The organism is Streptomyces aureoversilis, assembly GCF_042657885.1.
GTDB classification, from domain to species: Bacteria; Actinomycetota; Actinomycetes; order Streptomycetales; family Streptomycetaceae; genus Streptomyces; species Streptomyces aureoversilis.
Genome location: NZ_JBHSKJ010000013.1, coordinates 199,280 through 210,609, shown reverse-complemented (window position 1 = coordinate 210,609; position 11,330 = coordinate 199,280). Strand labels below are relative to the sequence as shown.

Genomic DNA, 11,330 nt, shown 5'->3' with positions numbered 1-11,330 from the left:
TATGAAGCGGTGGAACGTTGCACAAGGAACACGATCAAGCCAGGAAGACGGGCCCGGAACCGGGACGTAAGACGGACCGAAGACGGTCCGGAAGCCGCGCCGGAATGCGGAAGCGCCCCGCCCGGAAGAACCGGGCGGGGCGCTCGTCCGCAGGTCAGAGGGGTTTCCCTCGCCCGCATCGCGTAGGCCGTGTGGGACTCGAACCCACAACCAATGGATTAAAAGTCCACTGCTCTGCCAATTGAGCTAACGGCCCGCACCCCGCAGCATAGCCCGGCCGACCGCGTTATCCCGAGTCGTTATGGCCGATGCGTCGGACGGGAGTGCAGACGCAGCGGGGCCCGTACGCCACCGAAGTGCCGTACGGGCCCCAAATCACCTGCGGTTATCAGCCGTTGCGCTTCCAGCGCGGCTTGTCGTCGCGGCGGCCGAAGGAACCGGCGCCACCACGGTGGTCGTCGCGGCGGCCGTTCGGGCGGTCGTGGCCGCCGGCGCGGAAGCCGCCGCCGGAGGGACGGTCGTCACGACGGTCGCGGTTGAACGGACGGTCGCTGCCGCCGGAGCGGAAGCCGCCGCCGTGCGAGGGGCGGTCGTCGCGACGGAAGCCACCGGACGGACGGTCGTCGCGGCGGAAACCACCGGAGCGGTTGTCGTCACGACGGTCATCGCGGCGGTCGTCGCGGCGGAAGCCGCCCGACGGACGGTCGTCGCGACGGAAACCACCGGAGCGGTTGTCGTCACGGCGCTCGTCGCGGCGGAAACCACCGGACGGACGGTCGTCACGGCGGAAACCACCGGAGCGGTTGTCGTCACGGCGCTCGTCGCGGCGGAAACCGCCCGACGGACGGTCGTCACGGCGGAAACCACCGCGGTCGTCGTCACGACGGTCGTCACGGCGGAAACCACCGGACGGACGGTCATCGCGACGGAAACCACCGGAGCGGTTGTCGTCACGACGGTCGTCACGACGGAAACCACCGGAGCGGTTGTCGTCGCGGCGGTCGTCGCGGCGGAAGCCACCGCGGTCGTCGCGGCGCGGCGCGAAGTTGCCCCGCTCGTCGCGGCGCTCGTGCGCGGGCGCGGCCTGCGCCGGGACGGACGCCGCGGCAGCGGCCTCCTCCTCGGCCTTGGCCTCGGTGGCGGCGGCCTCGGCGGCAGCCGCGACGGCGGCCTCCGGGTCCTCGCCGCGCTCGCGGGCGGCGCGCGCCAGGAGGCGGTCGGCCTCCTCGCGCAGCTCGGTGGCGCGGCGCTGCGCGCGCTCCAGCTGGCGGGTCAGGTCGGCCAGGTCGCGCTCGGCCTGCTTGGCGGCGTTGGCCGCGGAGTCGGCCTGCACCTCGGTGAGGGAGCGGGCGCCGGTGATCTTGGCGACGTCCTCGTCGAAGGCGCCGGCACCGCCGACGATGTGGCGCGAGGCGTCGACGCCCGCGTCCTCCATCAGGCGGAAGATCTGCTTGCGCTGGTGCGGCAGGGCCAGGGAGACGACCGTGCCGGACTGGCCGGCGCGGGCCGTACGGCCGGAGCGGTGCAGGTAGTCCTTGTGGTCACCGGCGGGGTCGACGTTGAGGACCAGGTCGATGCCGTCGACGTGGATGCCGCGGGCGGCGACGTCGGTGGCGACCAGGCAGTTCACGTAGCCGGCCTTGAAGTCGTCGAGGACGCGGCTGCGGGCGCCCTGGGTCATGCCGCCGTGCAGGGCGTCGGCGCGGACGCCGGCGTCCAGCAGCTGCTCGGCGACGCGGTCGGCGCCCAGCTGGGTGCGGACGAAGATGATCGTGCGGCCCTTGCGGGCGGCGATGGCGGCGGTGACCGGCGCCTTGTCCTTCGGCTTCACGACGAGGACGTGGTGGGTCATGGTGGTGACGGCACCGGCGGAGGGGTCGACCTCGTGCGTGATCGGGTTGACCAGGTAGCGCTTGACGAGGGTGTCGATCTCGTTCTCCAGCGTGGCGGAGAACAGCAGGCGCTGGCCGCCGGCCGGCACCAGGTCGAGGATCTCGGTGACCTCGGGCAGGAAGCCCATGTCGGCCATCTGGTCGGCCTCGTCGAGAACGGCGACCTGGACCTTGTCGAGCGAGGCGGCGCCGCGGTTGATGATGTCGCGCAGACGGCCCGGGGTGGCGACGAGGATGTCGACGCCGCGCTCCAGGGCGTAGATCTGGTTGCCCATGGACGTACCGCCGCAGACGACCTTCATCTTCAGGCCGAGCACGTCGCCGTAGGGCTGGAGGGCGTCCGCGACCTGCATCGCGAGCTCGCGGGTCGGGGTGAGGATCAGGCCGCGGGGGCGCTTCTTCTCGGTGTGGCCGCCGGCCAGGGTGGACAGCAGCGGCAGACCGAAGGAGAGGGTCTTGCCGGAGCCGGTGCGGCCGCGGCCGAGGATGTCCTTGCCGGCCAGGGCGTCCGGGATGGTCGCGGCCTGGATCGGGAAGGGGGTCGTGACGCCGTTCTGCGCGAGCTTGCGGACGATCGCGTCGTCCAGGCCGAGGTCACCGAAGGTGATCGTCGGCTCGGCGGGCTCGGCGGCGGCGTCGGTGTCGACGGCCTCGGCGGCGGTGTCGGAGGAGGCGAGATCCGCGGTGGTCTCCGCGGTGACGGCGTCCGCCTCGGCGACGATCTCGTCGCTCGCGGGCATGACGGTCTGCTCAGTGGAAATGGACATGCGAAATGCGAAACCTTCCGGAGTTTCGGCACGCGCCCAAGCTCCGTGTCGGCTTCACAAATGACCGCCTCGATGCGGTCAGCCACGGCAAGGTAAGGAACGCGCCACACGGCGCGCTTCTGTTAGGCGCCGGGCAAATGGGATCAAACGATCTACCACCATACGCACTCACCACCGTCGGACGCAACCCGCTGCCCCCGTCCGGCGGCATGGCCTACGCCACAGGGCCCGCCGCCTGGGGGCCCGGCTGGGGCGACGGGGGCGCCGAGGAGGCGGGGGGCTGGGTGACGGGCGGCTGCGGTGTGGGGGTGGTCGACTGGGGCGCCGGCTGGGTGGGAGCGGGCGGGCGCCCGGGCGGCGGGGCCGTGCCGGCGCCGTTGCCCGGCTGCTTCGCCTTCTTGCCCGGCTTGCCGGTGTGGGCGTCCGGCGAGGCCCCGGCGGGCGAGGCCGAGGGCGTCGCCGTCGAGGACGGGCTGGCGGCGCTCTTCGCCGACGGGCTGCCGCTCGCCCCCCGCGCCGAGCGCGTGTCCGCCTGCCCCGGCCGCCCGCCCGGCAGCCGCACCCCGCCGTCCGGCTCCGGACCCGCCTCGCGCTGCTTGCCCGCACCCGGCGACGGAGCGGGCCGCTCCGGGTCGCTCACGCTCATGCACCCCCCAAGGGCCAGGGCCGCGACGGCGACGGCCGCGATCCGGGTGACGGCTGCGCGGGGCGAGGTGGGGGGCATCGGGGACCGCCTTAGGGCTACGGGTCGCATCGGCGACGCGTACGGGCCGCATCGGCAACGCATGAAACAGGCGTCCTGCCCAACTGGGACCGCCCCGCACAGGACACGCGCGGCACGCGGTCACCTGACCGGCTCTTTACCCGCTCACCCGCAGCCGGGCCCGTGCACTCGCCCGTAGCCGGGCCCGTGCGCTCACCCGTAGCCGGGCCCGTGCGCTCACCCATAGCCGGGCCCGTGCGCTCACCCGTAGCCGAGCGCGTGCAGCCGCTCGTCGTCGATGCCGAAGTGGTGGGCCACCTCGTGAACCACCGTCACCTCGGTCTCCTCCACCACTTCCTCCCTGGAGGAGCACAGCCGCAGCGTCGGCCCGCGGTAGATGGTGATCCGGTCCGGCAGGACACCCGCGTACCACTCGCCGCGCTCGGTCAGCGGCGTCCCTTCGTAGAGGCCGAGCAGCTCCGGGTCCTCCGCCGGGGGCTCGTCCTCGACGAACACCGCGACGTTGTCCATCAGCCGCGTCAGCTCCGGCGGGATCCGGTCCAGGGCCTCGGCGACCAGTTCCTCGAACTCCTCGCGCGTCATCTCCAGCACGCTCGCCATTGTCCGGCACGTCCTTCCGTACGGCCCCCGCGCCGCCCCTGTCCGCCCCGTCGCGCCGCCTGCGTCCACCCCTCGCGCCGCCTCCGGGAAACCGTTTTGGCGTTCCCCCTCTCCATCCCATATGCTTCTCACGTCCCCGAGGCGCTGCGAAGCGCCCAGGTGGGCCATCAGCCCTCATCGTCTAGTGGCCCAGGACGCCGCCCTTTCAAGGCGGTAGCACGGGTTCGAATCCCGTTGGGGGCACGCTGTACCGTGTGCGAGACTAGTGCTCGCACATAGCAAGGTCCTGTGGAGCAGTTTGGAGTGCTCGCCACCCTGTCAAGGTGGAGGCCGCGGGTTCAAATCCCGTCAGGACCGCTGCAAGCATCTCGGTGCTTGCGTGGCTGGGTAGCTCAGTTGGTACGAGCGTCCGCCTGAAAAGCGGAAGGTCGCCGGTTCGACCCCGGCCCCAGCCACAGTGAGCCCCTCGTCTTCGACGGGGGGCTCAGTGCTTTTCCGGGCCCGCCGGCTTCCGGAGCCGGAGCCCGCTGCCTCCCGGGGTGCGGAAGCTCCCCGGGGCGAGCCCTCCGGTGGCCCGCGGGGGCGCCACCGCGCCCCTAAATGGGTTCGCCGCTTCCCCGCGCGTGGTGCGATCCTGGACTTCGTATGTCTACGCAGCCTGCCGCCCCCGCCGCCTTCGCCGACCTCGCCGCCCGCCTGCCCGAGCTGACGCTGCGCGACGCGCAGCGCCTGGGCCGGCGGCTCGACGGGGCCCGCCGCATCCGCAAGCCCGAGGCCCGTGCGGCCGTCCTGGCCGAGATCACGGCAGAGGTCGATACGGCCGAGCTGCGCGTCGCCGGCCGCCGCGCCGCCGTGCCGGCCGTCACCTATCCCGAGCAGCTCCCCGTCAGCCAGAAGAAGGACGAGATCCTCGCGGCGATCCGCGACCACCAGGTCGTGATCGTGGCGGGCGAGACCGGCTCCGGCAAGACCACCCAGATCCCCAAGATCTGCATGGAGCTCGGCCGCGGTGTCCGGGGCCTGATCGGGCACACCCAGCCCCGCCGGATCGCCGCCCGCACGGTCGCGGAGCGCGTCGCGGAGGAGCTGCGCACCCCGCTGGGCGAGGCGGTCGGCTGGAAGGTCCGCTTCACCGACCAGGTCGGCGAGGACACGCTGGTCAAGCTGATGACGGACGGCATCCTGCTGGCCGAGATCCAGACGGACCGCGAGCTGCGCCAGTACGACACGATCATCATCGACGAGGCGCACGAGCGCAGCCTCAACATCGACTTCATCCTGGGCTACCTCGCCCAGCTGCTGCCGCGCCGCCCCGACCTCAAGGTCGTCATCACCTCGGCCACCATCGACCCCGAGCGCTTCTCGCGCCATTTCGGCGACGCGCCGATCATCGAGGTCAGCGGGCGCACGTATCCGGTGGAGGTGCGGTACCGGCCGCTGCTGGAGGAGAATTCCGGCGATTCCGACCGCGATCAGATCACGGCGATCTGCGACGCGGTGGAGGAGCTGCAGCGCGAGGGCGACGGCGACATATTGGTCTTCCTCTCCGGCGAGCGGGAGATCCGCGACACCGCGGACGCGCTGGAGAAGAAGAAGCTCAGGTTCACCGAGATCCTGCCGCTGTACGCCCGCCTCTCCCACGCCGAGCAGCACCGGGTCTTCCAGCGCCATACGGGCCGCCGGATCGTCCTCGCGACGAACGTCGCGGAGACGTCCCTGACGGTGCCCGGCATCCGCTACGTGATCGACCCCGGTTTCGCCCGGATCTCGCGCTACAGCCACCGCACCAAGGTCCAGCGGCTGCCGATCGAGGCGGTCTCCCAGGCCAGCGCCAACCAGCGCAAGGGCCGCTGCGGCCGTACGTCGGACGGCATCTGCATCCGGCTGTATTCCGAGGACGATTTCCTCGCCCGCCCGGAGTTCACGGACGCGGAGATCCTCCGTACGAACCTGGCCTCCGTCATTCTGCAGATGACCGCGGCCGGGCTCGGTGACATCGAGAAGTTCCCGTTCATCGACCCGCCGGACCGCCGCAACATCAAGGACGGCGTCGACCTGCTGGTCGAGCTGGGGGCGCTGGATCCGGCGCAGAAGGACCCGAAAAAGCGGCTCACGCAGCTGGGCCGCAAGCTCGCCCAGCTCCCGGTGGACCCGCGGCTGGCCCGCATGGTCCTGGAGGCCGACCGTAACGGCTGCGTCCGCGAGGTCATGGTCATCGCGGCCGCGCTGTCCATCCAGGATCCGCGCGAGCGGCCCTCGGAGAAGCAGGCGCAGGCCGATCAGCAGCACGCCCGCTTCAAGGACGAGACGAGCGACTTCCTCGCCTTCCTGAACCTGTGGCGCTATGTGCGCGAGCAGCAGAAGGCGCTGTCGTCGTCGGCGTTCCGGCGCATGTGCAAGTCGGAGTTCCTGAACTACCTGCGCATACGCGAATGGCAGGACATCTACTCGCAGCTGCGCACGGTCGCGAAGTCCATGGGCGTCCACATGGCCGAGGAGGACGCGGCCCCGGACCGGGTGCACCAGTCGCTGCTGGCCGGCCTGCTTTCGCACATCGGGCTGAAGGACACCGAGAAGAACGATTACCTGGGTGCCCGCAGCGCGAAGTTCGCGGTGTTCCCGGGCTCGGCGCTCTTCCGCAAGCAGCCGCGCTGGATCATGTCGGCGGAGCTGGTGGAGACCTCGCGGCTGTGGGCGCGGGTCAATGCCAAGGTGGAGCCGGAGTGGATCGAGCCGCTCGCCCAGCACCTGGTGAAGCGCAATTACAGCGAGCCGCACTGGGAGCAGAAGCAGGCGGCCGTCATGGCGTACGAGCGGGTGACGCTGTACGGCGTGCCGATCGTCGCCCAGCGGAAGGTCAATTACGGGCGGATCGACCCGGAGACCAGCCGCGAGCTGTTCATCCGCAACGCCCTGGTCGAGGGCGACTGGCGGACGCACCATCAGTTCTTCCAGGACAACCGCAAACTGCTCGGCGAGGTCGAGGAGCTGGAACACCGCGCCCGCCGCCGGGACATCCTGGTGGACGACGAGACGCTCTTCGACTTCTACGACCAGCGGCTGCCCGAACACATCGTCTCGGGCGCGCACTTCGACTCGTGGTGGAAGCACAAGCGGCGCGACGAGCCGGAGTTGCTGAACTTCGAGCAGTCGATGCTCATCAACGAGAACGCCGGGGCCGTCACCAAGGACGACTATCCGGATTCCTGGCGGCAGGGCCGGCTGAAGTTCAAGGTGACGTACCAGTTCGAGCCCGGGGCGGATGCGGACGGCGTGACCGTCCACGTTCCGCTGCAGGTGCTGAACCAGGTCTCGGCCGAGGGCTTCGACTGGCAGATCCCGGGGCTGCGCGAGGACCTGGTGACGGAGCTGATCCGTTCCCTGCCCAAGCCGATCCGCAGGAACTACGTGCCGGCGCCGAATTTCGCCAAGGCCTTCCTGGACCGTGCCGTGCCGCTGCAGGAGTCGCTGACGGTCACGCTGGCGCGCGAGCTGCACCGGATGACGGCGGTCCGGCTGGACCCGGGGGACTTCGACCTGGGCAAGGTCCCCGAGCACCTGAAGATCACCTTCCGGGTCGTCGACGAGCGGCGCCGCAAGATCGCCGAGGACAAGGACCTGGAGGCGCTGCGGCTGCGGCTCAAGCCGAAGACGCAGGCGGCGATCTCCAAGGCCTTCGAGCAGGCCGCAGGGGCCGCCAAGGCCGGCGGCACCGGCGGCGGCGCCCCGGAGCAGCGCTCGGGGCTCACGTCCTGGACGGTGGGCACGCTGCCGCGCACCTTCGAGACGCGGCGGGCCGGCCAGCCGGTCAAGGCGTACCCGGCGCTGGTGGACGAGGGGTCCTCGGTCGCGGTGCGGCTCTTCGACACCGAGCCGGAGCAGCGCGAGGCCATGTGGCGGGGCACCCGCCGGCTGATCCTGCTGAACCTGCCGTCCAACCCCGCGAAATTCGCGCAGGACAAGCTCGGCAACCAGCAGAAGCTCGCCCTGTCGCGCAATCCGCACGGCTCCGTCCAGGCGCTCTTCGAGGACTGCGTCTCGGGTGCGGCCGACAAGCTGATGGCGGCGCACGGCGGGCCCGTCTGGGACGAAGAATCCTTCCGCAAGCTCTTCGACGCGGTACGGGCGGACATCGTGGACGCCACGCTGGACGCCATCCGCAAGGTGCAGGAGGTGCTGGCCGCCTGGCAGGCGTGCGAGCGCCGGCTGAAGGCCACCACGAGCCTGACGCTCATGTCCTCCCTGTCGGACGTCAAGGAGCAGCTGGCGGGGCTCATCAAGCCCGGCTTCGTCACCGCCCACGGTGTGCGCAGGCTGCCGGACCTGCTGCGCTATCTCGTGGCGGTCGACCGGCGGCTGACCCAGCTGCCCTCCAACGCCGACCGGGACCGCGCCCGGATGGCGAAGGTGAAGGAGATGCAGGACGAGTACGCGTGGCTGCTGGAGCAGTTCCCCAAGGGACGCCCGGTGCCCCAGGAGGCGCTCGACATCCGCTGGATGATCGAGGAGCTCCGCGTGAGCTACTTCGCCCACGCCCTGGGGACGGCGCACCCGGTCTCGGACAAGCGGATCGTGAAGGCCATCGATCAGCTGGCGCCCTAGGGGGCGCAGGGGTGCGGGCGGGCCGCCCCCGCGGTGCGGGACCCGTTCGGGGGCCGCTTCCGTGATCGGGTTCGACCGCACCCCCTGACCTGCTGTAGAGTCTCTTTCGCAAGCCCGCGAGAGCGGCAAGCAAGCAAGGTCCTGTGGAGCAGTTTGGAGTGCTCGCCACCCTGTCAAGGTGGAGGCCGCGGGTTCAAATCCCGTCAGGACCGCATCGGTTGAAGGCCCGGATCCCTCAGGGATCCGGGCCTTCTCGCATTCGACCTTGACTGGGACACGTGCCAGGGGTACCCAGACAGTGGAGGTGCTGCGCTCCATGACGACAACCACCACCCGGACCCAGGCCAAGCGGACCGAGAACATCAGGCACGAGACGAGGGCGCTGCTGCGCGCCCATCTGTCCGCCGCCTCGGGCGCCTCGGGGTATCGCCATCTGACCCGTCACTGCGCCGTGTGCCACCGGCTGCTGCGGCTCGCCCAGGAGGCCGCGTCGGGGCCGGTGTCCGAGCCCAGGGGCGCCGGGGAGGCCGGGGCGGCTTCCGGGTGACCAACGGCGCCTGATCCGGCGGCAGTCGGCCGCAGGGCGGATGCGCGTGTTGCTCACCGGGCTCTTTACCGCAGCGGCACGATGAGTGACAAGCACGTCGCACTGTGATGGGAGTCACCGAAAGAGTTTCCCGACCGAGGGAACTTACCCCTGGCCTACAACGGGTCAATTTAATATGTGCAATTGCACTCCACCCGAAAGGGTGGGCCCGCGGGTCCGTACGGGTGCGTTGCCGGCTCACGCTGCCCACAGTCGGGCACGGTCGTCGAGGGCCGCTCGAGGCGGCGTGCGGGCATAAAAAGATCGCGCTGGACCCGGCGGAGTCCAGCGCGATCGACGACTCGCCCAAGTCGGTGGGCTGCGGACCTGTTGGGGCAGGTACCGGTCGCTTGTAGCCAGATGGTGCTTCAGGTGGAGCTAGCTGGGCGCAGGCCGGGTTGGGGGCCCCGGAAAACGCCCGGTGATGCGGTTGTTCAGGCCTCGCTGCGCTGCTGCGGAATGCCCGCCAGCAGGGCGCGGACCTCCGCTTCGCGGTAACGGCGGTGTCCTCCGAGCGTGCGGATGGACGTGAGCTTGCCAGCCTTGGCCCAACGGGTGACCGTCTTCGGGTCCACGCGGAACATCGTGGCAACCTCAGCCGGGGTCAGCAGCGGCTCGGCATCAGGGGTGCGAGCGGTCATGAGCGGCCTCCTCGGGAGAACCTGACGTGGAGTCGGTTCTTTCCTCTAAATTCTGCACCTTGACCCGCGTTGCCCGAAATGGCGGACGCGGGCCGAGTCGGTTATAGGACGAACGGCTTGTCCTCGGCACTACAACTACACCATCTGTCCAGCCACGTCGGCCAAACCGATGGAATTGCCCTCTCAGGTGTTCAACCTCGACGGAAGCCGATGGACCATGCCATAGCGGACAGTCACGCCACCGTGACGATCAGTCACAGCGGGATCAGGGGTCACCAGACCCGCCAAGGAGTGCAATACCGATCAATCCGCCCGTAGTTGGACGGAAGGAGCCCTTCCCGGACTCCTTGTCCTATTTTGCCACGCGGATGGGCGATGGGCGCAAGACCTGACGAAAGTGCGTTAGGTCACGGTTGCCGCAATGGCCCGGATCGGGACCTAGGTCCCGGGGCTTCTCGCACCAAGACTTCAATTGGCGTACTGCCGGTTGCGTACGGCGCTCCAGCGCTCCGTCAAGCGCTCGTACGCCCTCCCCGCGCGCACCCCATCCCCCGCGCGCAACGCCGCGAGCCCCTCCGCCGTGTCCCCGGCGGAATGATCCTCGGCGAGCTGCGCCTCGGGCACCATATGGACCAGACCGCCGTAGTCCAGCTCCACCAGGGAGCGCGGGTGGAACTCCTCGAGCCACCGCCCGACGTCCACCAGGCCGTCGATCAGCGGACCCTCGTCGATGGCGTCCTTGAGCGTGCGCAGCCCCCGGGCCACCCGCCGTCTGGCCTGCACCATCGGCGTGCGGTAGCGCAGGACGAGCCCGTCCCGGCCCGCCTGGCCGCCCCGGCCCGGCTCCCCCTCCCCCGCGTACTCGCCCGTCTTGCCGTACTCGCGCTCCTCGTCCGAGAAGAGCACGAACCAGCGCAGCGGCACCTGCCAGGTGGCCGTGCGGATCCACGGCCGGGCGTCGGGGTTGCGCTCCTGCCAGCGCTCGTAGTCCGCCTCCGCCTGCCGGCGCACCACCGGCGGCAGCGCCGCGTCCAGGACCGGCGCGGGCAGGGTCTCGGACAGCTCCCCCAGCGCCAGCCAGCCGCGCAGCCGGGTGCGCCAGGGGCAGACGCACAGCACCCCGTCCTGGACGGTCACGAAGGCCTCGCCGCTCTCGTGCACCGGAACCGGCACGGGCGGGGTGGGCAGGAGGTCGGCGAGCGAGCGCCGGAGCTCGTCCTGGGCGCAGGGGAGCGCCTCGCGCCGGGCGTAGCGCTCCCAGTGCGTGCGCTCCGGCTCCGGAAAGGCGCCCAGCGGCTCGTAAACCCGCAGGTACGCCGCGTACGGGACAGTCACCGACGAAGCCGAGCCCACACGTGCTCCCCTCAAACCGCAGGACACTGCAGGGAGTTGCCGAACCCTCCCCGTACCGTGCAAATCGTCCCATGGCACCGCTCCCCGGGAGAGTGATCCTCCGCACGGGACCGGCCGGTCGGGCCGACAGGTCTTACCCTCTTGCCAACCGGCCCTCCACCACCC

7 protein-coding genes and 5 tRNA genes are annotated in these 11,330 nt (G+C 70.7%); 6 read left to right on the top strand and 6 right to left on the bottom strand.

Features of this window, described 5'->3' with window-relative positions; translation table 11 throughout:
* Positions 1 to 183: 183 nt before the first annotated feature.
* From ACFPP6_RS23360 to ACFPP6_RS23345, 4 genes are all read right to left on the bottom strand, one after another.
* Positions 184 to 256 (bottom strand) — tRNA-Lys (locus ACFPP6_RS23360).
* A gap of 132 nt (positions 257 to 388) precedes the next feature.
* Positions 389 to 2,659 (bottom strand): DEAD/DEAH box helicase, encoded by a 2,271-nt coding sequence (locus ACFPP6_RS23355; protein WP_382045597.1) that lies wholly within the window; start codon positions 2,657 to 2,659, stop codon positions 389 to 391.
* Positions 2,660 to 2,873: 214 nt separating this feature from the next.
* Positions 2,874 to 3,383, bottom strand: a complete 510-nt coding sequence (locus ACFPP6_RS23350; protein ID WP_382045594.1) for a hypothetical protein — start codon at positions 3,381 to 3,383, stop codon at positions 2,874 to 2,876.
* Positions 3,384 to 3,623: 240 nt separating this feature from the next.
* Entirely contained in the window at positions 3,624 to 3,974 is a 351-nt protein-coding gene (locus ACFPP6_RS23345) for a metallopeptidase family protein (RefSeq protein ID WP_058047578.1), read from the bottom strand.
* A gap of 179 nt (positions 3,975 to 4,153) precedes the next feature.
* On the opposite strand from ACFPP6_RS23345, the gene ACFPP6_RS23340 reads away from it, so the two are divergent.
* From ACFPP6_RS23340 to ACFPP6_RS23315, 6 genes are all read left to right on the top strand, one after another.
* A tRNA-Glu gene (locus tag ACFPP6_RS23340) sits at positions 4,154 to 4,226 on the top strand.
* A 39-nt stretch (positions 4,227 to 4,265) separates the two neighbouring features.
* Positions 4,266 to 4,340, top strand: a tRNA-Asp gene (locus tag ACFPP6_RS23335).
* Between the two features lie 24 nt (positions 4,341 to 4,364).
* Positions 4,365 to 4,438: transfer RNA gene (locus ACFPP6_RS23330), tRNA-Phe, on the top strand.
* 190 nt (positions 4,439 to 4,628) lie between these two features.
* Positions 4,629 to 8,585 (top strand): ATP-dependent RNA helicase HrpA, encoded by a 3,957-nt coding sequence (gene hrpA, locus ACFPP6_RS23325; protein ID WP_382045590.1) that lies wholly within the window; start codon positions 4,629 to 4,631, stop codon positions 8,583 to 8,585.
* Between the two features lie 137 nt (positions 8,586 to 8,722).
* Positions 8,723 to 8,797 (top strand) — tRNA-Asp (locus ACFPP6_RS23320).
* Positions 8,798 to 8,901: 104 nt separating this feature from the next.
* Complete coding sequence (locus tag ACFPP6_RS23315; RefSeq protein WP_382045587.1) at positions 8,902 to 9,132, top strand: DUF6274 family protein; 231 nt, start codon at positions 8,902 to 8,904, stop codon at positions 9,130 to 9,132.
* 473 nt (positions 9,133 to 9,605) lie between these two features.
* On the opposite strand, the gene bldC is transcribed toward ACFPP6_RS23315, so the two are convergent.
* Complete coding sequence (gene bldC, locus ACFPP6_RS23310; RefSeq protein ID WP_003949541.1) at positions 9,606 to 9,812, bottom strand: developmental transcriptional regulator BldC; 207 nt, start codon at positions 9,810 to 9,812, stop codon at positions 9,606 to 9,608.
* Positions 9,813 to 10,280: 468 nt separating this feature from the next.
* Positions 10,281 to 11,165 carry a DUF8083 family protein gene (locus ACFPP6_RS23305; protein ID WP_382045584.1) on the bottom strand — a complete coding sequence of 295 codons (885 nt, stop codon included), beginning with the start codon at positions 11,163 to 11,165 and terminating at the stop codon, positions 10,281 to 10,283.
* Between the last annotated feature and the right edge of the window lie 165 nt (positions 11,166 to 11,330).

Excerpts from the sequence above, each read along its gene's own strand:
- ACFPP6_RS23355 (WP_382045597.1), bottom strand. The coding sequence starts at position 2,659 with ATGTCCATTTCCACTGAGCAGACCGTCATGCCCGCGAGCGACGAGATC.
- ACFPP6_RS23350 (WP_382045594.1), bottom strand. The coding sequence starts at position 3,383 with ATGCCCCCCACCTCGCCCCGCGCAGCCGTCACCCGGATCGCGGCCGTC.
- hrpA (WP_382045590.1), top strand. The coding sequence starts at position 4,629 with ATGTCTACGCAGCCTGCCGCCCCCGCCGCCTTCGCCGACCTCGCCGCC.
- ACFPP6_RS23315 (WP_382045587.1), top strand. The coding sequence starts at position 8,902 with ATGACGACAACCACCACCCGGACCCAGGCCAAGCGGACCGAGAACATC.
- bldC (WP_003949541.1), bottom strand. The coding sequence starts at position 9,812 with ATGACCGCTCGCACCCCTGATGCCGAGCCGCTGCTGACCCCGGCTGAG.